22 protein-coding genes are annotated in these 24791 nt (G+C 67.9%); 11 read left to right on the top strand and 11 right to left on the bottom strand.

Going from position 1 to position 24791, the window contains the following annotated elements:
- Nucleotides 1-45: 45 nt before the first annotated feature.
- Nucleotides 46-531 carry an NINE protein gene (locus QGN30_RS01040; RefSeq protein ID WP_202379018.1) on the bottom strand — a complete coding sequence of 162 codons (486 nt, stop codon included), beginning with the start codon at nt 529-531 and terminating at the stop codon, nt 46-48.
- A 128-nt stretch (nt 532-659) separates the two neighbouring features.
- On the opposite strand from QGN30_RS01040, the gene QGN30_RS01035 reads away from it, so the two are divergent.
- The 4 genes from QGN30_RS01035 (at nt 660) to QGN30_RS01020 (ending at nt 4624) form a co-directional block, all read left to right on the top strand.
- Nucleotides 660-1046 carry a DUF2237 family protein gene (locus QGN30_RS01035; protein WP_008263157.1) on the top strand — a complete coding sequence of 129 codons (387 nt, stop codon included), beginning with the start codon at nt 660-662 and terminating at the stop codon, nt 1044-1046.
- A gap of 100 nt (nt 1047-1146) precedes the next feature.
- Nucleotides 1147-2418 (top strand): sulfotransferase family protein, encoded by a 1272-nt coding sequence (locus tag QGN30_RS01030; RefSeq protein ID WP_038534817.1) that lies wholly within the window; start codon nt 1147-1149, stop codon nt 2416-2418.
- A 15-nt stretch (nt 2419-2433) separates the two neighbouring features.
- Nucleotides 2434-3672 carry an MBL fold metallo-hydrolase gene (locus QGN30_RS01025; RefSeq protein ID WP_038534818.1) on the top strand — a complete coding sequence of 413 codons (1239 nt, stop codon included), beginning with the start codon at nt 2434-2436 and terminating at the stop codon, nt 3670-3672.
- Between the two features lies 1 nt (nt 3673).
- Nucleotides 3674-4624: an LLM class flavin-dependent oxidoreductase gene (locus tag QGN30_RS01020; protein ID WP_008263164.1), complete on the top strand. Its 951-nt coding sequence runs from the start codon at nt 3674-3676 to the stop codon at nt 4622-4624.
- Here the strand turns inward: QGN30_RS01020 and QGN30_RS01015 are convergent.
- On the bottom strand, nt 4621-5280 hold the full coding sequence (locus tag QGN30_RS01015) for a GntR family transcriptional regulator (protein ID WP_008263165.1): 660 nt from the start codon (nt 5278-5280) through the stop codon (nt 4621-4623). The two genes, QGN30_RS01020 and QGN30_RS01015, sit on opposite strands and share 4 nt — an antisense overlap.
- Before the next feature lie 67 nt (nt 5281-5347).
- Here QGN30_RS01015 and QGN30_RS01010 point away from each other — a divergent pair, with 67 nt between their 5' ends.
- The 3 genes from QGN30_RS01010 to QGN30_RS01000 are packed head-to-tail and all read left to right on the top strand — an operon-like array spanning nt 5348 to nt 8822.
- Complete coding sequence (locus tag QGN30_RS01010; RefSeq protein ID WP_014381651.1) at nt 5348-6712, top strand: LLM class flavin-dependent oxidoreductase; 1365 nt, start codon at nt 5348-5350, stop codon at nt 6710-6712.
- Nucleotides 6705-7889 carry a CaiB/BaiF CoA transferase family protein gene (locus QGN30_RS01005; RefSeq protein ID WP_014378888.1) on the top strand — a complete coding sequence of 395 codons (1185 nt, stop codon included), beginning with the start codon at nt 6705-6707 and terminating at the stop codon, nt 7887-7889. Before QGN30_RS01010 ends, QGN30_RS01005 begins: the two co-directional genes overlap by 8 nt.
- An 18-nt stretch (nt 7890-7907) precedes the next feature.
- Complete coding sequence (locus QGN30_RS01000) at nt 7908-8822, top strand: HpcH/HpaI aldolase/citrate lyase family protein (RefSeq protein ID WP_009956718.1); 915 nt, start codon at nt 7908-7910, stop codon at nt 8820-8822.
- Between the two features lie 133 nt (nt 8823-8955).
- Here QGN30_RS01000 and QGN30_RS00995 read toward each other — a convergent pair whose 3' ends face one another.
- The 4 genes from QGN30_RS00995 to prpD are packed head-to-tail and all read right to left on the bottom strand — an operon-like array spanning nt 8956 to nt 15891.
- Complete coding sequence (locus QGN30_RS00995) at nt 8956-12339, bottom strand: pyruvate carboxylase (RefSeq protein ID WP_202288456.1); 3384 nt, start codon at nt 12337-12339, stop codon at nt 8956-8958.
- Nucleotides 12340-12344: 5 nt separating this feature from the next.
- Nucleotides 12345-13472: a bifunctional 2-methylcitrate synthase/citrate synthase gene (locus tag QGN30_RS00990; protein ID WP_009956716.1), complete on the bottom strand. Its 1128-nt coding sequence runs from the start codon at nt 13470-13472 to the stop codon at nt 12345-12347.
- Nucleotides 13469-14386 (bottom strand): methylisocitrate lyase, encoded by a 918-nt coding sequence (gene prpB, locus QGN30_RS00985; RefSeq protein ID WP_202288459.1) that lies wholly within the window; start codon nt 14384-14386, stop codon nt 13469-13471. The genes QGN30_RS00990 and prpB overlap by 4 nt, the downstream gene beginning before the upstream one ends.
- Nucleotides 14386-15891, bottom strand: a complete 1506-nt coding sequence (prpD, locus tag QGN30_RS00980; protein WP_202288461.1) for a 2-methylcitrate dehydratase PrpD — start codon at nt 15889-15891, stop codon at nt 14386-14388. Before prpD ends, prpB begins: the two co-directional genes overlap by 1 nt.
- A 110-nt stretch (nt 15892-16001) precedes the next feature.
- On the opposite strand from prpD, the gene QGN30_RS00975 reads away from it, so the two are divergent.
- Complete coding sequence (locus QGN30_RS00975) at nt 16002-17435, top strand: short-chain fatty acyl-CoA regulator family protein (RefSeq protein WP_008263181.1); 1434 nt, start codon at nt 16002-16004, stop codon at nt 17433-17435.
- Here QGN30_RS00975 and QGN30_RS00970 read toward each other — a convergent pair.
- Complete coding sequence (locus tag QGN30_RS00970) at nt 17425-18303, bottom strand: PfkB family carbohydrate kinase (RefSeq protein ID WP_009956711.1); 879 nt, start codon at nt 18301-18303, stop codon at nt 17425-17427. The two genes, QGN30_RS00975 and QGN30_RS00970, sit on opposite strands and share 11 nt — an antisense overlap.
- Nucleotides 18304-18357: 54 nt before the next feature.
- Between QGN30_RS00970 and QGN30_RS00965 the strand changes: the two genes are divergently transcribed.
- On the top strand, nt 18358-19347 hold the full coding sequence (locus QGN30_RS00965) for a D-2-hydroxyacid dehydrogenase family protein (protein ID WP_009956710.1): 990 nt from the start codon (nt 18358-18360) through the stop codon (nt 19345-19347).
- A 4-nt stretch (nt 19348-19351) separates the two neighbouring features.
- On the opposite strand, the gene QGN30_RS00960 is transcribed toward QGN30_RS00965, so the two are convergent.
- Genes QGN30_RS00960 through QGN30_RS00945 form a run of 4 tightly spaced genes read right to left on the bottom strand, consistent with a single transcriptional unit; the run spans nt 19352 to nt 22300 of the window.
- On the bottom strand, nt 19352-19960 hold the full coding sequence (locus QGN30_RS00960; RefSeq protein ID WP_009956709.1) for a TetR/AcrR family transcriptional regulator: 609 nt from the start codon (nt 19958-19960) through the stop codon (nt 19352-19354).
- On the bottom strand, nt 19957-20730 hold the full coding sequence (locus QGN30_RS00955; protein WP_014381657.1) for an SDR family NAD(P)-dependent oxidoreductase: 774 nt from the start codon (nt 20728-20730) through the stop codon (nt 19957-19959). The genes QGN30_RS00960 and QGN30_RS00955 overlap by 4 nt, the downstream gene beginning before the upstream one ends.
- Complete coding sequence (locus tag QGN30_RS00950) at nt 20727-21218, bottom strand: VOC family protein (protein ID WP_014381658.1); 492 nt, start codon at nt 21216-21218, stop codon at nt 20727-20729. Before QGN30_RS00950 ends, QGN30_RS00955 begins: the two co-directional genes overlap by 4 nt.
- Entirely contained in the window at nt 21215-22300 is a 1086-nt protein-coding gene (locus QGN30_RS00945) for an NAD(P)H-dependent amine dehydrogenase family protein (protein ID WP_038534820.1), read from the bottom strand. The genes QGN30_RS00950 and QGN30_RS00945 overlap by 4 nt, the downstream gene beginning before the upstream one ends.
- A gap of 113 nt (nt 22301-22413) precedes the next feature.
- Between QGN30_RS00945 and QGN30_RS00940 the strand changes: the two genes are divergently transcribed.
- Nucleotides 22414-23271, top strand: coding sequence for an SDR family NAD(P)-dependent oxidoreductase (locus tag QGN30_RS00940; RefSeq protein WP_038538379.1), 858 nt, complete (start codon nt 22414-22416; stop codon nt 23269-23271).
- Between the two features lie 162 nt (nt 23272-23433).
- Nucleotides 23434-24789 (top strand): WS/DGAT/MGAT family O-acyltransferase, encoded by a 1356-nt coding sequence (locus QGN30_RS00935; protein ID WP_038534821.1) that lies wholly within the window; start codon nt 23434-23436, stop codon nt 24787-24789.
- Nucleotides 24790-24791: the final 2 nt, after the last annotated feature.

Here is a 24791-nt window from a genome sequence, read left to right as displayed (position 1 = left end):
CCGTTGCAGGCCAACCGAACCCGATAGCCCTCTTATATGGAGGGCCTAGCGCAGCTTGCGGCCGTGGTTGTCTTTGACGCTGCCGGTGAAGATCAGGATCGCGTCGACCATCGCCCAGATGATCCCGCCGAGCAGGACCGGGAATCCCAGAAAACAGAACAGGCTGAAGACAATTCCGAACAGCCCCACGCACAGCTGGGCCACGGCGATCTGAGTCGAGTCGATGTAAAAGCGGCCGACACCGAACAGGCCGAGGAAGAGCTGAAGTAAGCCGGCGGTGGTGGCGGACTTATCCGACAGGGGCAGCCCGGTAACGGGATCACGGCCGAACGGCGCCTGCGGGTCGACGTAGCCCGGGTACCCGCCATAGCCCGGATAGCCCGGGTACCCGGGGTAACCCTGCGGCGACGGATACCCCGGCGGTGGCGGAGGCGGGCCCTGCGGATTCGGCTGCGGACCGTAACCGGGCGGCTGCCATCCCCACGGTGGTTCATCGGCGGGATTTCCGGGCGGGTTGGGCGGCGTCGACATCGATTCGAGTTAACACGCCCACTGTTCGGCCGTCCACATCGGGCTCCAAGGAGCCGGCGCGGAAAATCCTTTGGCCGCAGTCGGCAAATTGCTTCAAACTTCACCACCGCGAGAGCAATACTGGACGGGTGCCTGATCGAAATGTGCTGGGCGGTCCGCTGGAACCGTGCGGCACAGACCCGCTGACCGGTTTCTACCGCGACGGCTGTTGCTCAACCGGGCCTCAGGACCTTGGACGGCACACCATTTGCGCGGTGATGACCGCCGAGTTCCTGGAGCACCAGCGCTCCATTGGCAACGACCTGTTGACGCCGGTTCCCGAGTATCGGTTCCCGGGCCTGCTGCCCGGCGACCGCTGGTGCGTGACCGCGCTGAATTGGCTGCGGGCTCACCACGACGGGTGTGCGGCGCCGGTGGTGCTGGCATCCACGCACGAGAGCACCCTCGAGGTGGTCCCCCTGGAGGCGCTGCAGGCGCACAAGATCGACGTGCCCGACGATCTGGCCAACCTGTAGCCGGGTGACCGCTGGCCGGGATGGTGGGTGAACCACGGAATAGCGCCGCGTCTAGCCTCGGTGTCATCTTTCTCACCTGACGCGTCGAAGAGGGGTTGCGGTGGGTTCTGCGGTTGACGACATCGACTTCGACGACCTGACCGCGCCCCGGCTGACCGACGTCCAGCGCCAGATCCTGGAGTTCACCGAGGCCAAGCGCGTCGACCTCGACGTCGACCGGATGCTCGCGGAGGCCGTCGAACAGACCGGCCTAAAGACCGCAGCCGCCGATCTTGACGACGCCGACGGCTTCGCTGACCGGCTGCGTGCGCACGTCGCCGCGATCGAAGCCGACGAGGGCCTGCGCCAGCTCACCCGCGGTTCGCTGCGGCAGCGGATCGTCCGCCTGCTGCGTAACCGGTTGTCACTCACCGAGCTGATCACGCGGTACCCCGAGATCGAATCCATCCCGATCGAGAGGCCTTTCATCGTGGTCGGGATGCCGCGGTCGGGCACCACGCACCTGGTGAATCTCATTGCCGCCGACCCGCGCAGGCGCGCGCTGCCGTACTGGGAGAGCCAGGATCCCATCCCCGCTCGTGGGCAGGGCCCCGACGTGTTCGGCGTGGACCCCCGTTACGCGCGAGCCAAAGCAGAACACGAAGCGCTGATGGCCAGCGCGCCCGTGGTGGCCGCCATGCATGACCGCTTCCCCGAGGCGATCGAGGAGGAGGTGGAACTCCTCGACCTCGATCTGGCCTCCTATGTCCTGGAATGGCATGCGCGGGTGCCGGATTGGCGCGACTACTACCTGAGCCTCGACCAAACCCGCCACTACGCCTACATGCGCAAGGTGCTGCAGGCGCTGACCTTTCTGCGGGGTCCGCGCACCTGGGTCCTCAAGAGTCCGCAGCACTGCGAGCAGCTCGGCCCGTTGATGGCGACGTTCCCCGACGCGACGGTGGCTTTCACGCACCGCGACCCGGTCGCGGTGATCCAATCGGCGATCACGATGATGGCCTACTCGGATCGGCTGCGCCGCAACAGCATTGATCCGCAGTGGCTGCTGGCGTATTGGAGCGATCGCGTGCATCGTCTGCTGAGCGCATGCGTGCGCGACCGCGACCTGGTGGACACCGAACGCAGCATCGACGTCAACTTTCATCAGCTGGGTGGCAACGAGATGCCGGTGCTCGAGCGGCTGTATCACTGCGGCGGTGTCGAATTGCCGCAGCAGGTGCGCGACGGTTTCCAGCGCTATCTGGACGGCAATCCACGCGGAAAGCACGGCCGCATCCATTACGAACTGCAACGGCACTTCGGCGTCTCCGCCGACGAACTCCGCGGCCGGTTCGGCTTCTATTTCGACAAGTTCGACGTCCGACCCGAATAAAAGGAGTCAGCAGCGATGACCGAACCCGTCTATCGCGGCAGGCCCGGCGCCGACGCGATGCGCCCGGCGTCCGCGGAGAAGGCGGATGAGATCGCCCCGGGACTGTGGTGCTCGCCCGGGCTGTCCAACTCGTACCTGCTCACCACCGCGCAGGGCCGGGTGATCGTCAACACCGGCATGGGTTTCGAGGGGCCGGTGCATCGCGCCAACTTCGACGCCGTGGACTCATCGCCGGTGCGTTACATCATCTTCACCCAGGGCCACGTCGACCATGTCGGCGGCCTGGACAGCGTGCGCGACCCCGACACGACCGTTGTCGCGCAAGCGAACTGGACGACGTGGCGAGACGACAACGAACGACTGATCCCCTACCGCGCCAGCCGCAGCGCGTTCGCGTTCAAAGACACGCTGGCCGACGGCATCCAAGCCATCCAACGGCGCCTGGGGACCGCGCAGCTGGCGGGCCAGAGCGTGCCCGTCGTCGACCTCGACTTCGAGGACACGCTGACGCTGGAGCTCGGCGGCCGGCGGATGGAACTGATCTCGGTGCCCGGTGGGGAGACCACCGACTCGCTGGTGGTCTGGCTCCCCGAGGAGCGAGTCTGCCTGTGCGGAAACACCTTCGGCCCCCTGTTCGGGCACATCCCCAACCTCGTCACCATGCGGGGCGACCGCTACCGGGACGCGTTGACGGCCATTGCCTCGGTGGAACGGGTCCGCGACCTGCACCCCGAGCTGCTCGTGACGGGTCACTTCGCGCCCGTCGCGGGGGCCGAGCGCATCAACGCCGAGCTGACCCGGCTGCGCAACGCCATCCAGTACATCCACGATCAGACGGTCGCCGGAATGAATGCCGGAAAGGATGTCCGCACCCTGATGCGCGAGATCACGTTGCCCGCGGAATACGAAGTGGGCCAGGGCTATGGGAAGGTCGCCTGGGACGTGCGGGCCGTCTGGGAGAACTACTCGGGCTGGTTCCACCACGAGTCGACCACCGAGCTGTACCCGGTCGGATTCGACGCCGTCGCGGCCGACGTGGTCGAGTTGGCCGGCGCCGATGCGCTCCTGGATCGCGCCCGGGCGCACCTGGCCGCCGATCGGGCACTGCACGCCATCCACCTCGCCCAGCTCGTGCCCGCCGAGCATTCGGGGGCTCGCGATGTGCTCCGGCAGGCGCATGAAAAGCTTCTCGCAAGCAGCACGAACTTCTGGGAAAGCGCGTGGCTGCGCAACCAGATTGCGAGGAACTCATAGCATGTTGCTGACGGTCCTGCGCTTCAATTTCGCCTCGCCGCAGGGGGATCCGCGCGTGCAGGGCGAACTGCTGTCCGCAGCGCTCGAACTGGCGCAGTGGGGTGAGTCGCACGGCATCACGTCGATCAGTGTCGACGAGCATCACGCGACCGGGCACGGGTGGAGCTGCAACCCGATCATGGCCGCGGCGATGTTCTTGGCCCGCACCTCGACACTGATCGCCAGCGTCGATTGCGCGTTGGGCCCGCTGTGGAACCCCGTCCGCCTTGCCGAAGACATCGCGCTCGTCGACAACATGAGCCGCGGCCGGCTGCACACCACGGTGGGCCTGGGATACCGCACGGTCGAATACGATGCGCTGGGAGCCGATTTCACGCGACGTGGCGCGCTGATGGACGGCCTGCTCGAGCGGATGCTGGCGGTGTGGTCCGACATTGGCACGTGGACCCGGCCGCATCCACCGCTGTACGTCGGCGGTGGCGCGCGTGCCACCGCGCGCCGCGCCGCCCGGTTCCGGCTGCCGCTCAGCCTGGCCGATCACCTGCCCGAGATCGCCGCCTACTACCGCGAGCTGTGCGCCGAGGCCGGCATGGCGCCGTTCATTCTCATGCCGGGACCGATCAACCGCGGAATGATCTACCTGCACGAGGACCCCGAGCGGGCGTGGGCGGAACTGGGCGACCACATCCTGTGGGAGGCAGTCACTTACGGCGGATGGTCCACCGATCAACGCTCGCTCATGCACCTTCCGGGTGTGCAGACCCTGGATCAGGTCAGGGCATCGGGGCGATACCGCTTCCTGACTCCAGATCAGCTGATCTCGGAGGTGCGCGAGGCGCAGAACTACGGGCCGCTCGTCATGCACCCCCTGGTCGGTGGCATGCCGGTCGACGAAGCGTGGAAATCGGTGCAATTGCTCACCGACAAGGTGCTGCCCGCGCTGGCGGGCTAGACGTCGCGGCGCTGCTCGAGCCAGTCGGCCAGCGAGCGGCCGGCATCCAAGACGTGCCGCTCGGCGATCGCACGGGCGCGTTCGGCGTCCTTGTCGCCCAGCGCATCGAGGAGCTGTTGATGTTCGTCGAGCGAATGCTTTTCGTGCTCGGGGAAAAGCGTGAGGAAGTTGCTCGGCACCACGCGCGCGACCTGCTTGATCTGGTTCAGCAGGCGAGGGGAGTGCGCCGCGCGATGGATCATCTGATGGAAATGCCAGTTGGCCTCTCCGATGGAGTCGTCACCGGATCGCGCGACCACGTCGGCGGCGAGTTCCCTGAGCGTGGCGAGTTCGGCGGGCTCGATCCGCTCGGCGGCCCACGCCGCGGCCTGCCCGGTCAGCACGCCGAGAATCGTGAAGCTGTCCAGGACGTCGCCCGGGCTGATGCCGACCACCGTCACCCCGCTGCGCGGGGCGACCTGAACCAGGCCCTCGAACGACAGCTCCAGCAACGCCTCGCGCACCGGCGTGCGGCTGGTCGCGAATTCCTCGGTGATGGCGTCGAGATCGACCCGGGAGCCGGCCGGCAGCACGCCGGTCAGAATGCGGTCGCGAAGCTCGCGGGCGGCGCGCTCTCGGACCGTCCCGGAGATGTCGATCCCTGAGGTCGAAGCCACCTGGGCATAATACCAAACGACAGATCTAGCATTTGATATCTGAAATATCAGATGTTACGTTTCAAGCATGCGCACCGACAAAATGGCCCTCGTGGCCTTCATGCAGGCCGGCAGCACCTCGGTCTACGCGGGCTCGTGGCGGCACCCCGCGACCGAACACCGGTACCTGGACGCGTCCTACTACGCGAAGATCGGCCGCCAGCTCGAAGAGGGTTGCTTCGACCTGATGTTCTTCGACGACCGCTTGGCCATGCCGGGCGTCTACGGCGGATCGGTGGGCGAGGCCGTGCATTACGGCGCCCGCCCGGTCAAGCTGGACCTCAGTGTGATTCTCGGGGTGCTGGCGCAGGCCACATCGAAGATCGGGCTGGGCGCCACCTACTCGACCACCTACTACCAGCCGTTCCACGTGGCGCGCACGTTCGCCTCGCTCGACCACCTGTCGGGCGGCCGCGCGGCGTGGAACGTGGTCACCTCCGTCAACGACAGCGAGGCGCAGAACTTCGGCGTCGACGCCCACCTCGGTCACGACGAACGGTACGACCGCGCCGACGAATTCATGGACGTGGTGACCGGCCTGTGGGACACCTGGGAGGACGAAGCCGTCCTGCACGACCGGGCCTCCGGGCAGTTCGCCGACCCCAGCAAGGTGCACGAGCTGGGACACGTCGGCCAGTTCTTCTCCGCCCGCGGTCCGTTGACGGTGCCGCGGACCCCGCAAGGCCGCCCGGTCATCATTCAGGCCGGTTCGTCGGGCCGGGGCCGCGAATTCGCTTCTCGGTGGGCCGAATTGATCTTCACCGGCGACCCGGGCATCGAGGTGGCGCGCAGCCACTACGCCGATCAAAAGGACCGCATCGCCGACGCGGGCCGCGATCCGGCCGCCGTGCGCATCTGCCCCATGGCCTACGCGGTGGTGGGCGAATCCGAGGCCCACGCCAAGGATCGCGAGGCGATGTTCCTCAACGATCTCGTACATCCGATGGCGTCGCTGACGCTGCTGTCCGAGCTGATGAACTACGACTTCGCGCAACACGATCTCGACGACCCGGTGACCGACGAACTGCTCGCCTCGGTCTCCGGAATCCGCGGCCTGGTGCAGAACCTGCGCACCCATATCGGCGGGGACACGGTCACCTTGCGCGACCTCGCCAACCATCGCGCCACCCTGCTGCAGGGGCCGCGCTTCGTCGGCACCGGCGAACAGGTCGCCGACCAGATGGCCGACTGGTTCGAAAGCGGCGCGTGTGACGGATTCGTCTTGGCTGCAACGCATCTGCCCGGCGCTTTCGAGGACGTCGTGCGCATGGTGGTGCCGGAGCTGCAGCGCCGCGGCCTGTTCCGCACGGAATACGAATCCTCCACGCTGCGCGGCCATCTCGGGCTGCAGCGTCCGTCGAACAGCCGGGTGGCCGCCGGTGCCCATGCTTGACGGGCTGCGGGTGCTCGACCTCGCCACGCTGGCCGCCGCGCCGTTGGTGGCCACCTATCTCGGGGAGTTCGGCGCCGACGTGATCAAGGTCGAAGAACCGCGCCACGGCGACCCGATCCGCGGCTGGGGCAACCAGCGCGACGGTGTCGGCCTGATGTGGAAGTCGATCGCGCGCAACAAGCGGTCGATCACGCTCGACTTGCGGTGCGCCGAAGGCCAGGAGCTGGTGCGGCGCCTGGTGGAGCACGCCGATGTCGCCATCTTCAACACCCGCCCCCAGACCTTGCGCAAGTGGGGCCTCGACTACGAGAGCCTGCGCGCGGTCAACGAGCGGATCGTGATGCTGCACATCACCGGGTACGGGTTGAGCGGGCCGAAGAGCGAGCGGCCGGGCTTCGGCACGCTGGGCGAGGCGATGAGCGGGTTCGCGCACATCACGGGTCAGGCCGGCGCGCCGCCGACGCTCCCGCCGTTCATGTTGGCCGACGGCGTCGCATCGCTGAACGCCGCGTACGCGGTGATGATGGCGCTGTATCACCGCGACGTGCACGGCGGGCCCGGACAACTGATCGACGTCAACCTGATCGACCCGCTGGCCCGGCTGCTGGAACAGACGCTGCTGGGCTATGACCAGTTGGGTCTGGTGCCCGAGCGGGCCGGCAACCGGTGGGACATTTCGGCGCCGCGCAACACCTATCGCACCGCGGACGGCAAGTGGCTGGCCATGTCCGGCAGTTCGCCGGCGTTGGCGCTGCGGGTGTTCCGGGCGATCGGCCGCCACGATCTGCTGGACGACGCCGACTTCTCCGACCCGCAGCGACGGTTGGCGCGGGCCCGCGAGGTCGACGCCGTGGTCGCCGATTGGGTTGCCACCAAAACACTTTCGGAGGCGATGGACGCCTTCGAAGCGCACGAGGTGGCCGCCGCGCCGGTCTATGACATCAGCGACCTGGTCGCCGACGAACAGCTGGCGCATCGTGGGGTGTTCATCTCCGTCGACGACCCACAACTCGGACCCATGACGGTGCAGGCCCCCGTGCCGCGGTTCTCGTCAGCCCCCGGCACGGTCGGGCATCTGGGGCCGCGCCTCGGCGAGCACAACACCGAGGTATACGGGGATCTGCTCGGCATGAGCCACGACGAAATCGACGACCTGCGCGCCCGTGGCGTGTTGTGACAGAAGGAAATTGAAACGATGACGAATCTTCTCCGCCGCTCCGAGCTCGCGGTGCCCGCCTGCAGCGACAACATGTTCGACAAGGCGGCCGGGTGCGGTGCCGACCTGGTGTTCCTCGACCTCGAGGACGCCACGCCCGCCGCGTTCAAGGAGGAATCGCGCGGCAAGGCGATCAGCGCGCTCAACGACCTGGACTGGGGCCGCACCGTGCGGGCGGTGCGGATCAACGGCCTGGACACCCGGTGGTGCCACGACGACGTCATCGAGGTGGTGACCAGGGCCGGCCGCAACCTCGACACCATCATCATCCCCAAGGCCCGCACCGCCCGCGACGTGTGGTGGGTGGACGTCCTGCTCACCCAGCTGGAATCAAAACTGAACCTGGACAAGCGGATCCGGCTCGAGGTGCTGATCGAAGAGGTCGAAGGTTTGGCCAACGCCGAAGAGATCGCGGCGGCCAGCGATCGCCTCGACGCCCTGATCTTCGGGGTGGGCGACTTCTCGCTGTCACAGGGCGCGCGGGTGGACACCAACTTCGTCCCGCTGGGCGAGTATCCGGGCGAGTTCTGGGCCTACGCGCGCAACAAGGTGATCGTCGCCGCGCGCATCGCGGGCATCGACGCGATCGACGCGCCGTACCCCGACTACCGCGACCTCGCCGGGTATGAGCGCGACGCCCGGCGCGCGTCGCTGCTCGGCTACACCGGGAAGTGGGCCATCCACCCCGACCAGGTTCCGGTCGCCAACGAGGTCTACGCCCCGACCGCCGACGAGATCGCCCGCGCCGAAGCCAACGTCGCCGCCTACCGGGAGGCCGAGGCCAAGGGCCGGGGAGCCGTCGGGGTGAACGGCGTCCTGGTCGACGCCGCCCACGTCAAGCAGGCGGAGCAGACGCTGGCGCGCGCGGCCCTGATCAAGGCCAGGCACGTTTGATGGCGGCGACCCGCTGCGCCCGGCTACGGCCTATAGCGGCGACCCGCTGCGCCCGGCTACGGCCTATAGCGGCGACCCGCTGCGCCCGGCTACGCCGCGCTTGCGATCGCCGCGGCCGCGCTTGCGATCGCCGCTAGTCGATCACCACCAGGAGGTCGCCGCCCTCGACTTGTGCGGTGCGCGACACCGCGATTCGCGCGACCTTGCCGGCCTTGGGGGTGGTGACGGCGGCCTCCATCTTCATGGCCTCGATCGTCGCGATCGTCTGGCCGGCCTCGACGTCCTCGCCGACCTCGGCGGTGACCGTGACGACGCCGGCAAAGGGGGCGGCGACGTGATCGGGATTGGCGCGGTCGGCCTTCTCGGCGGCCGGGACGTCGGTGGCGATGCTGCGGTCGCGCACCACGACGGGCCGCAGCTGACCGTTGAGGATGCACATCACGGTGCGCATGCCGCGTTCGTCGGGGTCGGAGATGGCCTCCAACCCGATCAGCAGCTCCACACCGCGCTCCAGCTCCACGCGATGCTCGTCCCCCTGGCGCAGCCCGTAGAAGAACTGGTTGGCGCTGAGTCCCGAGGTGTCGCCGTAGGCCTCGCGGTGGTCCTCGAGCTCTTTGGCCGGCCCGGGGAACAGCAGCCGGTTCAGCGCCGCCTGCCGTTCGGCGCCCGGTGTGGCCAACGCCTTTTCATCGTCGGCCGTCAGCGGCTGCTCGTGCTTGGCCGGGCCGCGGCCGTCTAACGCCTTGGTACGCAACGGCTCCGGCCAGCCGCCGGGCGGATCGCCGAGTTCGCCGCGCAGGAACCCGATGACCGAATCCGGGATGTCATAGCGCGGGGGATCTTCGGCGAAGTCTTGCGCGCTGACGCCCGCCCCGACCAGCGCCAGCGCCAGGTCGCCGACCACCTTGCTCGACGGCGTGACCTTGACGAGGTGCCCGAGGATGGCGTCGGCGCCGGCGTAGGCGTTTTCGATGTCCTCGAACCGGTCGCCGAGCCCCAGCGCGATGGCCTGCTGGCGCAGGTTCGACAGTTGGCCACCGGGGATCTCGTGGTGGTAGACGCGGCCCGTCGGGGACGGCAGCCCGGATTCGAACGGCGCGTACACCTTTCGCAGCGCCTCCCAGTACGGTTCCAGGTCGCACACCGCCGGCAGCGACAACCCGGTGTCGTAGTCGGTGTTGGCGGCGGCGGCCACGATCGATGACAGCGCGGGCTGGCTGGTGGTCCCCGCGAGCGGGGCAGCGGCACCGTCGACGGCGTCGGCCCCTGCGTGCCAGGCCGCCACGTAGCTCGCGAGTTGTCCGCCCGGGGTGTCGTGGGTATGCACGTGCACCGGCAGGTCGAACCGGGATTTGAGCGCCGAGACCAGCGTCGCGGCGGCCGGCGCGCGTAACAACCCGGCCATGTCCTTGATCGCCAGGACGTGCGCGCCCGCTTCGACGATCTGTTCGGCCAACTTGAGGTAATAGTCGAGCGTGTAAAGCTTTTCGGCCGGATCGCTGAGATCCCCGGTGTAGGACATCGCCACCTCGGCCACCGCCGCCCCGGTGTCGCGCACCGCGTCGATGGCCGGGCGCATCGAGTCGACGTTGTTCAACGCGTCGAAGATCCGGAAGATGTCGATGCCGGTGGCCGTCGCCTCCTCGACGAACGCCGTCGTCACCGTCTCCGGATAGGGCGTGTAGCCGACGGTGTTGCGTCCGCGCAGCAGCATCTGCAGGCAGATGTTGGGCATCGCCTCCCGCAGCGCCGCCAGCCGCTCCCAGGGGTCCTCCTTCAAGAACCGCAGCGCCACATCGTAAGTCGCGCCGCCCCAGCACTCCACCGACAACAGTTGCGGCATGGTCCGCGCGAGGTAGGGCGCGACCTTGATCAGGCCGCTGGTGCGGACGCGGGTCGCCAGCAGCGACTGGTGCGCGTCGCGGAACGTGGTGTCCGTGACGGCGACGCCGCGCGACTCGCGGAGCCAGGCCGCGAATCGCTGGGGTCCGAGTTCGGTCAGACGCTGCTTGGAGCCCGCGGGTGGGTCGGTCGACAGGTCGATGTCGGGCAGCTTGTCGTGCGGGTACACCGTTGACGGGCGCTCACCGTGGGGCTTGTTGACGGTGACGTCGGCCAGGTAGTTGAGGATCTTGGTGCCGCGGTCGGCCGAGCTGCGCGCGGTGAGCAGCTGCGGGCGTTCCTCGATGAACGACGTGGTGATGCGCCCGGCCTGGAAGTCGGGGTCGTCCAGGACCGCTTGCAGGAAGGGGATATTCGTCGACACACCGCGGATGCGGAACTCCGCGACCGCCCGCCGGGCGCGGCGCACCGCGGTGGGGAAGTCGCGGCCCCGGCAACTGAGCTTGATCAGCATCGAGTCGAAATGCGCGCTGATCTCCGCGCCCAGGGTGGTGCCGCCGTCCAGTCGTATTCCCGCGCCGCCCGGGGTGCGGTAGGCGGTGATGCGGCCGGTGTCCGGGCGGAAACCGTTCGCCGGGTCTTCGGTGGTGATGCGGCATTGCAGCGCCGCGCCGTGCGGGACGATCGAATCCTGGTGCAGGCCAATCTCTTCCAGCGTTTGACCGGACGCGATGCGCAGCTGGGCGGACACCAGGTCGACGTCGGTGATCTCCTCGGTCACCGTGTGCTCCACCTGGATGCGGGGATTCATCTCAATGAACACGTGATTGCCGCGTTCGTCGAGCAAGAACTCGACCGTGCCCGCGCAGGTGTAGCCGATGCTTTGCGCGAACGCCACCGCGTCGGCGCAAATACGTTCGCGCAGTTGTGGATCCAGGTTCGGCGCCGGGGCGATCTCGATCACCTTCTGGTGCCGCCGCTGCACGCTGCAGTCCCGTTCGTAGAGGTGGATCACGTTGCCGTGGTTGTCCGCCAGGATCTGGACCTCGATGTGGCGCGGGTTGATCACCGCCTGTTCGAGAAACACCGAGGCATCCCCGAAGGCGGATTCGGCCTCCCGGCTGGCCGCCTCGATCGCCTCCGGCAGCGCCGCGGGGTCGGTGACCCGGCGCATCCCGCGGCCGCCACCACCGGCGACCGCCTTGACGAACAGCGGAAACGTCATCGACTCGGCGGCCGTCACCAGCTCGTCCACCGATGTCGAGGGCGCCGAGGACGCCAGCACCGGCAGGCCCGCCGCCCGCGCCGCCGCGATCGCGCGCGCCTTGTTGCCGGTGAGCTCGAGCACCTCGGCGCTCGGGCCGACGAACGTGATGCCCGCGGCCGCGCACGCCGCCGCCAGGTCCGGGTTCTCGGACAGGAACCCGTAGCCCGGGTAGATGGCGTCCGCCCCGCACGCCTGCGCCGTGGCGACGATGTCGTCGACCGACAGGTAGGCGCGGACCGGGTGGCCCTCCTCACCGATCTGGTACGACTCGTCGGCCTTGAGCCGGTGCACCGAATTGCGGTCCTCGTAGGGGTAGACCGCCACGGTGGCCATTTCCAGTTCGTAGGCGGCGCGGAAGGCGCGGATCGCGATCTCACCGCGATTGGCGACCAGGACTTTCGTCAACACGGTACTTACGATAGAGCGCGTTGCGGCGGTCCGACATACTCGCTCAGCGGACGGATCAACGCGTTCGACGCGGTCTGCTCGATGATGTGCGCCGTCCATCCGGTGATTCGGCTCATCACGAAAATCGGGGTGAAGGCCCCGATGTCGAAGCCCATCAGGTAATAGGCCGGGCCGGTGGGAAAGTCCAGGTTCGGCTTGATGCCATTGGCTTGGGCCATCCCCTTTTCCAGGACCTCGTAGATGTCGAGCCACCTCTGACCGTCGCGCGCCGCGGCGACGCGCGTGAGCGCCGCCTTCATGGTCGGCACCCGGGAGTCGCCGTTCTTGTAGACGCGGTGACCGAAGCCCATGATCTTGTCTTTGCGATCCAGCTTGCCAGACAACCACTCCGAAGCCCGTTCGGCGCTTCCGATTTCGATCATGTCGTGCATGACCGCTTCGTTGGCCCCGCCGTGCAGCGAGCCCTTGAGCGCACCGATGGCGGCCGTGACCGCGCTGTAGATGTCGGACTGGGTCGAGGTGACCACGCGCGCGGCGAAGGTGGAGGCGTTGAAGCTGTGCTCGGCGTAGAGCACCATCGACTGTTCGAACGCGTCGACGATCACCTGCTCGGGGACGTCGCCGAAGCACATGTGCAAGAAATTCTGGGCGTAGCTCATGTGGCTGTGGGGCGCGATGGGTTCCAGTCCGCGCCGGCGGCGCATGTCGGCCGCGACGACGGTGGGCAGCACCGCGAACATCCGCAAGGCCTTGGCGTAGTTGGCCCCCGGGCTGTTGTCGTCCTCGTCGGGATCTTCGGCGCCCATCGAGCTGACGAAGGTGCGCACGACGTCCATGGGGTGGCAGGTGTCGGGCAACTTGGTCAGCAGCGACAACTGGGACCGGTTCAGCCGACGCGCCGCTCGTTCCCGCTGGGTGAACAGCGCCAGCTGCTGCTCGTCGGGCAACTCGCCGTGCCACAGCAGGTAGGCGACCTGCTCGAAGCTGCACGTGGCCGCGAGGTCCTGCACGGCGTACCCGCGGTAGGTCAGGGAGTTGGTCTCCGGGACGACCTTGGAGATGGCGGTGGTGTCGACGACGACGCCGGCCAGGCCTTTGTAAATGCGGGGCTTGTTGTCTTCGACGGTGCTCATGGCGCGACTCCTTGGATGGAAAAGCTGTAGAGGTCGGAATCGAATTGGGTGTAATCGGCGTAGCGCAGCAGTTCGTAGAGGCGGCTGCGGTGCTGCATCCGCTCGGTCAGGCCGGATTGTGTTCCGGTCTCGGCGATTTCGCGAAGGCCCGCCTCGACGGCGTGCATGGCCAGCCGCAGCGTGGTGACGGGGTAGATCACCACGTTGTAGCCGATGTCGGACAGCTGTTGGGTGGTCAGCAGCGGCGACTTGCCGAACTCGGTCATGTTGGCCAGCAAGGGCGTGTCCAGCGCGGCGCGGAACCGCTCGAATTCCGTTGGGCTGCCCAAGGCTTCGGTGAAGATCAGGTCCGCACCCGCGTCGGCGTAGGCCTTGGCGCGCTCGATCGCCGCCCCCACCCCCTCGATGCCGGCGGCATCGGTGCGGGCGCAGACGATGAAATTCGGGTCGCGGCGCGCGGAGACGGCGGCCCGCAGCCGTTTGATCATCTCGCCGGCCGGCACCACGGCCTTGCCGTCGAGATGCCCGCAGCGCTTGGGGTTTTCCTGGTCCTCCAGGTGGCAGCCCGCCAGGCCGGCGTCCTCGAGCACCGTCACGGTACGCGCCGCGCTCATCGGCTCACCGAAGCCGGTGTCGGCGTCGATCAGGGTGGGCAGGTCGCTCACCCCCGCGATCTGGGCGCCTCGCCCGCTGACCTCGGTCAGGGTGGTCAGGCCGATGTCGGGCAGGCCGAGGTCGGCCGAAAGCGCCGCGCCCGACACGTACACGCCGTCGAACCCGAGCTCGGCGACGAGCTTGGCCACCAGTGGTGAGAAGGCGCCCGGGAACCGTTGCAGCCGACCGCTTTCCAGCGCGGCGCGGAACCGCGCCCGCTTGTCGGTCGCCGGCACTGCTCCGCCGATCAGCCCGCCCATCAGAAGATCCCCGGCCCGATCGCGGGCGCCTTGTCGAGAATCAGCGGAGCGACCGTGATGTTGAGCGCGCCCAAAGCGCCCGCCTGCAGGTCCGCCAGGGCTTCGGCGGCCGACAGGAACCGCTGCTGCTCGCCCTCGCCGACCACGCCCTCGGCCAGCTCGGTGAACTTCCCGACGTACTGCTTGCGCTCGAATGGCCGCGCCCCCAGGGGATGAGCGTCGGCGACGGCGAGCTCGTCGACGATGACTTCGCCGTTCTTGAGGGTGACCTCCGCGCGCGCGCCGAACGCCTTCTCCGCCGGATCGGCGGAGTGGTAGCGCCGGGTCCATTCGGGATCCTCGACCGTCGAGATCTTGTGCCACAGCTCGACGGTGTCGGGGCGGCGTGCCCGCTGCGGCGCATACGAGCGCTCGTGATGCCAGGTGCCGTCCTGCAGCGCGACCGCGAAAATGTACATCACCGAGTGATCCAGCGTTTCGCGCGAAGCGTCGGGATCGAACTTCTGCGGATCGCCCGACCCGGTGCCGATCACGTAGTGGGTGTGATGGCTGGTGTGCAGCACGATGGTCGCGACCTGGTTCAGATCGCCGATCCGTTCGCGCATCCGGCGCGCGAGGTCGATCAGCGCCTGACTCTGATACTCCGCCGAGTGTTCCTTGGTGTAGCTGTCGAGGATGGCGCGCTTGGGCTCGCCGGGCTCGGGCAGCGGGACGTGATAGGTGTGCTCGGGCCCCGAAAGCAGCCAGGCGATCACGCCGTCCTCGCCCTCCCAGATCGGGGCCGGCGCGCCCTCACCGCGCATGGCGCGGTCGACGGCCTCGATGGCGACCTTGCCCGCCCAGGCGGGCGCGTACGCCTTCCAGCTCGAGATAAGGCCCTTGCGCGACTGCCGGGTCGACGTCGTCAGGTGCAGTGCCTGGCCGATCGCCTGATAGATGGTCTCTTTGTCCAGGCCCAACATCGTGCCCAGGCCGGCTGCCACCGACGGGCCCAGGTGCGCGACGTGGTCAATCTTGTGCTCGTGCAGGCAGATTCCCTTGACCAGGTCGATCTGGATCTCGTAGGCGGTCGCGATGCCCCGGATCAGGTCGGCGCCGCCGATCCCCAGGTGCTGCGCCACCGCCACCAGGGCGGGAATGTTGTCACCGGGATGCGAGTACTCTTCGGCCAGAAACGTGTCGTGGAAATCCAATTCGCGCACCGCGACGCCGTTGGCCCAGGCCGCCCACTCGGGGGAGTAGTCGCCCTCGATCCCGAAAACCTTGGCGCCCTTGGCCGCGGCGGGGTGCGCCTGCGCCTGAGCCCGCGCGACCGCCACCGGCCTGCGGAGCAGCGAGGCGGCCGAGACGGCGGCGTTGTCGATGATGCGGTTGATCACCATCGCCTCGACGTCGGCGGGCACGGCGACCGGGTCGGCCGCGACCTCGGCGATCTTCCACGCGAGGTGTTCACTGCGGGGGAAGTCGTCGGCGCTACGACGAGTCCGAACATCATGAATGCGCATAACTCGCACAGTACGCAGGGCTGAAGTCGGCGTAAATCCCCTGTAAAAGCGTAATCTTGTGTCCTTGTCCGCGGCAGTTTGCGAATGTTGTGAAAGGAGTTGGGCGTACGGTGGGTTCCGTGGCGAAGACGTTCGCCGGCGCGCGGCTACGGCGATTGCGCGAGGAACAGGGGCTGACCCAGGTGGCGCTGGCCCGCGTCCTGGGGCTGTCGACCAGCTACGTCAACCAGCTGGAAAACGACCAGCGCCCGATCACCGTTCCGGTACTGCTCACCCTCACCGAACGATTCGACCTGCCGAGTCAGTACTTCGCGCCGGAGTCCGACGCCCGCCTGATCTCCGACCTGCGGGAGGTGCTCGCCGAGGCGCCCGCGACGGCCGGGCAGGTCGAGGAGCTCGTCGCCCGCATGCCCGCGATCGGTCAGACCCTGGTCAACCTGCACAGGCGGCTGCACGACACGACGGCCGACCTGGAGGCCCTGCACAGCCGCGCGAATTCGGAAGTCTCGGACGCGTCGTCGCTGTCCCAGCAGCCGATGCCGTTCGAAGAGGTTCGCGATTTCTTCTACGACCGCAAGAACTACATCGGCGAACTGGATCTCGCGGCCGAAGAGCTGTTCACCAAGAACCACTTGCGAATCGGCGGACTCGACGGCCAGCTCGCGGAGCTGCTCGCCGAACAGCTCGGCGTCTCGGTGGTGATCGACGACGGTCAGGTGTTGGATCCCAACTCCAAACGCCGGTTCGCGCCCGAATCGAAAACCCTGTACCTGGCTCGGTGGCTGCATCCGGGCCAGCGTGCCTTTCAACTCGCCACCCAGATCGCCCTGCTCACCCAGGCCAAGTTGATCACCGGGATCATCGCCGGCGACGACCAGCTCAGCGACGACGCCCGCAGCGTGGCGCGCATCGGGCTGGCCAACTATTTCGCCGGCGCCCTGCTGCTTCCCTACCTGAGATTCCTCGAGGCCGCCGAGGACGTCCGCTACGACATCGACCAGCTGGCAAGGCGATTCGAGGTGGGATTCGAAACCATCTGCCACCGGCTGTCCACCCTGCAGCGCCCGAACGCGCGGGGCGTGCCGTTCATCTTCGTCCGCACCGACAGCGCCGGCAACATCTCTAAACGCCAGTCCGCCACCGCTTTTCACTTCTCACGCGTCGGCGGCAACTGTCCGCTGTGGGTGGTCCACCACGCGTTCTCGCGGCCCGGCCAGTTTCTGACCCAAGTCGCGCAGATGCCCGACGAGCGCACCTACTTCTGGGTCGCGCGAACCACCACGACGGAGCCGAGCCGATACCTCGGCCCGGACAAGAGTTTCGCCATCGGACTGGGGTGCGACGTCGCGCACGCGGAGAAGCTGATCTACTCCGTCGGCATCGATTTGGGCGACGCCGAGTCGATCGTGCCGATCGGCGCCGGCTGCAAGATCTGCGACCGGCCCGCGTGCCCGCAACGCGCGTTCCCATACCTCGGCCATCCGGTGTACGTCGACCCCCACAGCAGCACCGATCTGCCGTATCCGCCGGCGATCACGCCTTGAGCGCGGTCAGGTCGGGCCGGCCGCCGAGGCGCTGAACGGTAGCGCTGGCGGCCGCGGCCGCAAGCTCGCCGGCCTCCGGTGGTGCGGCGCCATCACGCAGCGCGGCGATCAGCCCGGCCACGAACGCGTCGCCCGCGCCGGTCGGATCCACCACGTCGACGTCGGCGAATTCGAAGAGCCGGCTGCCACCGTCCCACGCCACCAGGTCACCGACCTTCGGAACCGCGAGGGCGACCAGTCCCGGACCGCAGGTCAACAGGCGGTCGGCCAGCTCGCGCGCCTGCGCCGCCGTGCCGATCTCCCGGCCCGCGATGAGCGAGGCTTCCGTGGCGTCGGCGCGGATCACGTCGACCGCCGCGAGCAGGTCGGCCCGAATGTGCTCGGCGGGCGCGCCGTCGGCCACGACGCGCAGACCCCGCCGCCGAGCGCGTTGCGCGGCTTCCAACGCGGTGGCCGGCGGCTGCTGCAGCTGAATGGAAACGGTGTCGGCGGTGTCGAACACGGACCGATCGAGGTCGGCGACTTGGATCAGCGAGCTTTCGGGCACGTCTTCGAGGAGCATGCGTTCCGGCGGTTTTGGGACCACATCGATCAACAGCGCCGTGGTGCCGCGACGCGCGACGCCGCCGACGTCGATGCCGTCCCGTTGGGCCTGCGCCAGGATCGACGTCCCCGCGTCGTCGTCACCGGCCACCGCGATGAGGGCGACCGGTACACCCAGCTGCGCCAGGCCGACCGCCTGATTGGCGCCCTTGCCGCCCAGCAGCTCCTTGCGCTGCAGGACCGTGGTGGAATCGTCGGTCGTCGGCGGCCCATCGGTACGCAGCACCAGATCGCGTGCGATCTGGCCGATCACGACAACGCCCATGGGTCCACAGTGCCCGGTCTTGACGGGCACGGCAACGCGATGATCGAGTGAGCCATGCCCAAGGTCGCGGTACTCGACGACTACGCGGGAGTGGCGTTGCGGGTCGCCGACTGGTCGCCCGTGCAGACACGCTCGGAGGTAACCGTTTTCGATCGCCACCTCTCCGAGGACGCGGCCGCCGAAGCGCTGCGGCCGTTCGACGTGGTGTGCACCCTGCGCGAGCGGATGGCGTTTCCGTCGACCCTCATCGCGCGGCTGCCGAACCTGAAACTGATCACCATCGTCGGCAGGAGCCTGCCGAACCTGGACCTGGCCGCCGCCACCGAGCACGGGATCCTGGTCGCTCACTCCGATTTCGCGCATCCCCGATTCAGGGCAATGCGCGATGCGACGCCGGAACTCGCGTGGGGCCTGATGATCGCGACGGTGCGCAATCTCGCCGAAGAGCATCGCAACATGCGCGACGGCGGTTGGCAGAGCGCCGCAGGTATGACGCTGGCGGGCAAGACGCTCGGCCTGCTCGGTCTGGGCAGGGTCGGCAGACGAATGGCCGAGTATGCCAAGGCGTTCGGCATGGACGTGATCGCGTGGAGCCAAAATCTCACCGCGGACACCGCCGCGAGCGTGGGGGCCCGGCGCGTGCAGAAGTCGGAGCTGTTCGCTGCCTCCGACGTGGTCTCCATCCATGTGGTGCTCTCGGAGCGCACCCGGGGGCTGGTCGGCGCGTCCGAGCTGGCCTTGATGCAGCCGCACGCCTACCTGATCAACACGTCGCGGGGTCCGATCGTCGACGAGGCTGCGCTGCTCGCGGCGTTGGAGTCGGGGCGCATCGCCGGTGCCGGGCTGGACGTGTACGACGTCGAACCGCTGCCCGGCGATCACCGGTTGCGGCGGCTGCCGAATGTGACGCTGTCTCCTCACCTGGGGTACGTCACCCGCGAGATGCTCGGCGCCTTCTACTCCGACACCGTGGAGTCAGTGGTGGCATGGCTGGACGGGACGCCCGTTCGGATCGCCAATCCCGAGGTGTTGCACCGACGCTGACCGCTCACTTCCGTTTCCAGTGCGGGCTTTTGACCGCGTCGAGAGCCTCGGTGACGTAGCGGTCGAGTGGCCGCGGCTTTCCCGATTGTCGTACCCATTGCTGGAAGGCGAAATCCGCCGCCGCGAAGGCCAGTTGGACCAGCAAGCCGGGACGCAGATCGGCGTCGGCGTTGACGCCCATTCGTTCGGCGATGAGTTTGGTCGCCCGGTCCTTGTCGGCGGGCCGGTGCACCGTGACCTTGTCGAGCAGGTCGGGGGCCACCAGCAGGGCTTCGCGCCATTCCTCGGTGTCGGCCTGCTCGAACGAGCGGGTGCGGGTGACGATGGCGTTGATCAGCGCGATGTCGGGTGGTTCGGCGGCCGGGCGGCCTTCGAGGAGGTTGACTATCGCGGCGCCGCCATAGCGCACCGGCGCAAGCAGCAGCTCCTCCTTCGCCGGCACGTGGCGGAAGAAGGTGCGCGGGGAAACGCCTGCGGCCGTGGCGATTTCCTCCGTCGTCACCGCGTCATACCCGCGCTCCACGAACAGCCGGAACGCCGCGCGCCGGATGTCGGCGCGGATCTGCGCGCGCTGCCGATCGCGGAGCGACTCTGGTCGGGTGGGCGAGGTCACCGGAAGCAGCCGATCCCGCCGTCGACGTGGATGGTCTGCCCGGTGATGAACGTCGCGTCACTGCCGAGCAGGAACGCCACCAGCGCGCCCACGTCGGTGCGGACGTCGCCGATGCGCTTCATCGGGACGCGGCCCACGGCCTTCTCGTATTCCTTGGGCGCGAACGACTTCCAGTACTTGACGCCGTCCGACTCGGCGAATGGGCAGATGACGTTGACGCGGATGTTATCGCGTCCCCATTCGAGCGCCGCGACCTTGGACAGCCCGCGGATGCCTTCCTTGGCGGCCGCGTACCCGCCCCACTTGGGCTCGCCGCCGGTACCCGTCCCGGAGCCGAGGTTGACGATCGACCCGCCGCCCTCCCTGACCATCAGCGGGTGCACGGCCTGCATGAGCAGGAAGGTCGCCCGAGGGCCGACGTCGTAGCCGAGCGCGAGGTCTTCGGTGGTGATGTCGACGAACGCCTTGGGCTCGTTGGTGGCGATCGCGTTGTTCACCAGGCCGTGCACGGTACCGAAGGCGTCGATCGCGGCGGTCGCGATCCGCGGCGCACTGTCGGGGTCGCGCAGGTCGGCGACGAGCCGTTCGACCCGTCCGATCGCCCTGAGTTCGGTGGTGGTCGCCTCGAGGGCCTCCTCCTGGATGTCGACCAGCAGCACCGCCGCGCCGCGTTCGAGCAACGCGGTGGCCACGCCCTTGCCGACGCCCTGGGCGGCGCCGGTGACGATCGCGACGTGCCCGCGCATCGAATCGGGGTGGCTGTAGCTCATTCGGCGGGTCCCATCTGTAGCGCCACGCCCCGGTGCAGTTCGTAGGTGCTCCGCGCGCCGTTGGGCAGTTCGATGAACTCCACCGGCGTCCCGTCCGGATCCTTGACGAAAAACATTCGGACACCGCCGATCTCGAAGGGATCCTGGTCGGGGGTGTAACCGGCGGAGACGATGCGGCGATGGGTGTCGTCGAGGTCGGGCACCGACAGCGAGACGTTGTGGATCCCGGTGATGCCCCGTCGCGGTTTGTGTTCGGTCGGCTTGCTGCCGATCGACAGCAGCTCGATCATCAACCCGCCCAGCAGCCCGCCGACGACCCGCCCCTCCTGCTTGCGGGTCGCGTGCAACACCGCATCGAAAGGCTCTCCGGAGATGAGCGTTTCGAAGACCACGTCCATGCCCAGGACGTCGCGGTAGAACGCCAGTGCGCGGTCCATGTCGGTGACGCCGACGACGAGGTGGCAGAACGACACGTCGTCTAGGGTCATGGCCTGCCCGCCGCGAGATTCGGGGCCGGGCGGCCGGCGAACAACGGCAGATCCAGGTAGGTCTTGATGCCCGGTTCGGCGGCGCAGACGTCGGGAACGGCGTTGATGCAGTGGTTGGCAGTGACCACGACGCCGGGATTCTTGATCAGCCCTTCGGCGATCGTCTCCGGCTGCAGCCCCTTGAAGGTGAGGCTCACGTCGGGGTCGCCGGTGATGTCGACCTCGAAGCGTTCGCCGCGCCCACCGAAATCCCAGGCGGGATCGAGGTTTTCCTCGCCCATCAGCCAGTTGACCGCCGCGGTGATGACCGGCTCGCCATCGACCAGCGCTTGCCAGCGGAAGCGGCGCGCCGCCACGGTGCCGACGGCGATCGGGAAGGGGTCGTAGTCGATCTCCGCGGTCGCCACGGCGACATCTTGGATGGTCCTGATGTTGGGGTCGATGCGAAAACCCATGTGATCGGCGATCATCCGCACCGACTGCTTGAAGCCCCCGTCGAGCAGTCCGGCCATCGGCCCCTGGGTGGCCTCCTCGGGCGTGCCGCCGAATCCCATGATGTGGCGGACCACGTCGGGTGCGTTGTAGGTGCGGATGTCGGAGAACTCCTCGGCGCGCACGTGCGTGATCGCCGACGACAACGAGGACACCATGAGCGGGAATCGCTCCGTGATGCCCCCGGGGTGGATCCCCGAACCATGCAGCGTGACACCGCTTTCCGCCGCAGCGTCGGCGACGGCCTGGTGGCGCGGGTTGGCCGGGTCGGGGTAGACCCAGCCGACCGGTGTGACGACGTTCTTGCCGGACCGCAGGATCGCGATGACCTCGTCGTCGTTGGGGATCAGCGGGCTGTACATGACGCAGTCGGCGTCCAGCGCCAGCACCTCGTCGGCGCTGGTGGTGGCCGTGACACCGAGATCCTGGGTGCCGATGATCCGCCCGACGTCGACACCGTTCTTGTCCGCGCTGTGCACCCAGCACCCGACGAGTTCCAGCTGTGGGTGATTGAGGACGCACTGGATCGCCGCCTTACCCACACCGCCGGTCGCCCACTGGATGACACGAAGTTTGGACGGGCTACTCATCAATGACCTCCCGGACTGCGGTGCGCGACCTTTACACATCGGCGAACAAAATGGCAGGCTATGACTTGCTGACAGTGACTGTCAATGATCGGCGCTTCGGGAAGGGTCTGTTGATGAGCGTCCTCGACGGGAAGATCGCGATCGTGACCGGCACCAGCCGCGGCGTGGGCGTCGGCATCGCCCACGAGCTGCTGCGGGCGGGCGCGACGGTCATCGGCTGCTCGCGTTCGCCGCTCGATGGCCTCCCCGACATCGAAAAAGACTGGGCGCCGCGCGCTTTCCAGAGGGTCTGCGATCAGGGTGACTATCGGTCGATCGACTCGTTCGTCGCGGACGTCGTGGCCGCCCACGGCCGGGTCGACATCCTGGTGAACAACGCCGGCGGCACCGTTCCGGCGCCGCACGTCGAGAGCATTCCCGAACTGGTGCAACGCATTCAGGGCGCGCCCGCGAGCGACGACGAGTACGCGCGCACCGCCCTGTTCCATGCGTTCGCGGTGCAGATGAACCTGATCAGCCCGCTGTGGTTCGCCATCCGCGCCTATCGGCAGATGCAGACCCAGGACGGCGTCGGTTGCATCATCAACATCTCCAGCGGCGCGGGACATCCGGCGGGATCGCCGACGCTGGTCTCCTACGGCGCGGCCAAAAGCGGCCTCAACCACCTCACCCGATCCCTGGCCGAGGAGTGGGGGCCGAAGGTCCGCGTCAACTGCGTGGCGTTGGGCCCGACGATGACGGAAAACTTCCGGTCGTTTGTGCTGCCCAAGGACGATCCGACCGGCGAGAGGTACTTCGCCGCCGTTCCGCTGCGCCGCGCCGGCGAGCCCGCGGAGGTGGGGCGGGTGTGCGTGTTCCTCGCGGGCGGGCAGGCCGACTTCGTCAACGGCACCACCATCGAATGCGACGGCGGGATGCTGCCCGGTGTGCTCTATGACGCGGGGCTGAAGACGATCACCGACCTGTTGTGACCGTCTGGTAGCTGGAACCCTTCTGGGACAACGGGACTCGCGCGATCACCTTCCGCCCCACTGCCGCGGTCGCGGTCACCGCGACCGACCGGCGGCGGGTCGGCTCGTCGCCGATCTGGGCAGACATGCACACAGCGGCGTCAGTCGCGGTCTAATGGGTGGATGGAACTGATGATGCCCACCGACGCGATCTTTCTCCTGGGAGAGTCTCGCGAACATCCCATGCACGTCGGAGGCTTGCAGTTGTTCGAGCCCCCGCCGGGCGCCGGGCGAGGCTTCGCCCGTGAGCTGCACAAGCAACTGACCGCTCAGCGGGAGTTCCAACCCACGTTTCGCAAGCATCCCGCGAAGTTCGTCGGCGGCATCGCGAACCTGGGGTGGTCGTATGACGACGACATCGATGTCGACTATCACGTCCGGCGTTCGGCGCTGCCGTCACCCAAACGGGTCCGCGAACTGCTCGAGCTGACGTCGCGGTGGCACAGCACCCTGCTGGACCGTCATCGCCCGTTGTGGGAGACGCACATCGTCGAAGGCCTCAAGGACGGCCGGTTCGCCATCTACACCAAGGTGCACCATGCACTGATCGACGGCGTCTCGGCGCAGAAGCTGATGCAGCGCGCGCTGTCCACCGACCCCGACGACCCCGAGATCCGCGCCCCGTGGAGCCTGAGCAAACCCAAGCGCAGATCCAACCCGTCGTCTCGCTTGGGTTCATTGGCCCGTGCGGCGGGATCCGTTGCGGCACTTGCTCCCTCGACGGTAGGACTGGCGCGCGCCGCGCTACTCGAGCAGCAGCTGACGTTGCCGTTCGGCGCGCCGAAGACCATGCTGAACGTCAAGATCGGCGGCGCTCGCCGCTGCGCCGCGCAGTCCTGGTCGCTGGACCGCATCAAAAGCGTGAAGCGGGCCGCCGGCGTCACGGTGAACGACGTCGTCTTGGCGATGTGTTCGGGGGCCCTGCGCTATTACCTCCTCGAGCAGAACGCGCTGCCGGACACGCCGCTGATCGCGATGGTCCCGGTGAGCCTGCGCACCGAGGAAGAGGCCGACGCCGGTGGCAACATGGTCGGAGCCATCCTGTGCAACCTCGCGACCGACACCGACGATCCCGCGCAGCGTCTGCTGACCATCAGCGATTCGATGTGCAGCAACAAGAAGGTCTTCTCGCAGTTGCCGCGGCTTCAGGCGCTGGCGCTGTCCGCCGTCAACACGTCGGCGCTGGCGTTGGCGGCGGTGCCCGGCTGGGTGGCGTCGACGTCGCCGCCTTTCAACATCATCATTTCGAACGTGCCGGGGCCCACGCAGCCGATCTACTACGGGGGAGCGCGGCTCGACGGCAACTATCCGCTGTCCATCGCGCTGGACGGCCAGGCGCTGAACATCACCCTGGCCAGCAACGCCGGCAATCTGGACTTCGGTCTGGTGGGGTGCCGGCGCAGCGTGCCGCACCTGCAGCGCCTGCTCGCGCATCTGGAATCCTCGCTCAAGGATCTGGAACGCGCTGTGGGAGAATAGAA

It is taken from the genome of Mycobacterium sp. 3-98, assembly GCF_035918355.1.
GTDB classification, from domain to species: domain Bacteria; phylum Actinomycetota; class Actinomycetes; order Mycobacteriales; family Mycobacteriaceae; genus Mycobacterium; species Mycobacterium intracellulare.
The sequence above is the reverse complement of the archived record's forward strand: the minus strand, read 5'-3'. Positions and strand labels throughout refer to the sequence as shown.

Excerpts from the sequence above, each read along its gene's own strand:
- QGN30_RS00965 (WP_009956710.1), top strand. The coding sequence starts at position 18,358 with ATGCCCAAGGTCGCGGTACTCGACGACTACGCGGGAGTGGCGTTGCGG.
- QGN30_RS01025 (WP_038534818.1), top strand. The coding sequence starts at position 2,434 with ATGACCGAACCCGTCTATCGCGGCAGGCCCGGCGCCGACGCGATGCGC.
- QGN30_RS00950 (WP_014381658.1), bottom strand. The coding sequence starts at position 21,218 with ATGACCCTAGACGACGTGTCGTTCTGCCACCTCGTCGTCGGCGTCACC.
- QGN30_RS01010 (WP_014381651.1), top strand. The coding sequence starts at position 5,348 with ATGCGCACCGACAAAATGGCCCTCGTGGCCTTCATGCAGGCCGGCAGC.
- QGN30_RS00990 (WP_009956716.1), bottom strand. The coding sequence starts at position 13,472 with ATGAGCACCGTCGAAGACAACAAGCCCCGCATTTACAAAGGCCTGGCC.
- QGN30_RS00935 (WP_038534821.1), top strand. The coding sequence starts at position 23,434 with ATGGAACTGATGATGCCCACCGACGCGATCTTTCTCCTGGGAGAGTCT.
- QGN30_RS01040 (WP_202379018.1), bottom strand. The coding sequence starts at position 531 with ATGTCGACGCCGCCCAACCCGCCCGGAAATCCCGCCGATGAACCACCG.
- QGN30_RS01000 (WP_009956718.1), top strand. The coding sequence starts at position 7,908 with ATGACGAATCTTCTCCGCCGCTCCGAGCTCGCGGTGCCCGCCTGCAGC.
- QGN30_RS01020 (WP_008263164.1), top strand. The coding sequence starts at position 3,674 with ATGTTGCTGACGGTCCTGCGCTTCAATTTCGCCTCGCCGCAGGGGGAT.
- QGN30_RS01005 (WP_014378888.1), top strand. The coding sequence starts at position 6,705 with ATGCTTGACGGGCTGCGGGTGCTCGACCTCGCCACGCTGGCCGCCGCG.
- prpB (WP_202288459.1), bottom strand. The coding sequence starts at position 14,386 with ATGGGCGGGCTGATCGGCGGAGCAGTGCCGGCGACCGACAAGCGGGCG.
- QGN30_RS00970 (WP_009956711.1), bottom strand. The coding sequence starts at position 18,303 with ATGGGCGTTGTCGTGATCGGCCAGATCGCACGCGATCTGGTGCTGCGT.
- prpD (WP_202288461.1), bottom strand. The coding sequence starts at position 15,891 with ATGCGCATTCATGATGTTCGGACTCGTCGTAGCGCCGACGACTTCCCC.
- QGN30_RS00955 (WP_014381657.1), bottom strand. The coding sequence starts at position 20,730 with ATGAGCTACAGCCACCCCGATTCGATGCGCGGGCACGTCGCGATCGTC.
- QGN30_RS00940 (WP_038538379.1), top strand. The coding sequence starts at position 22,414 with ATGAGCGTCCTCGACGGGAAGATCGCGATCGTGACCGGCACCAGCCGC.
- QGN30_RS00945 (WP_038534820.1), bottom strand. The coding sequence starts at position 22,300 with ATGAGTAGCCCGTCCAAACTTCGTGTCATCCAGTGGGCGACCGGCGGT.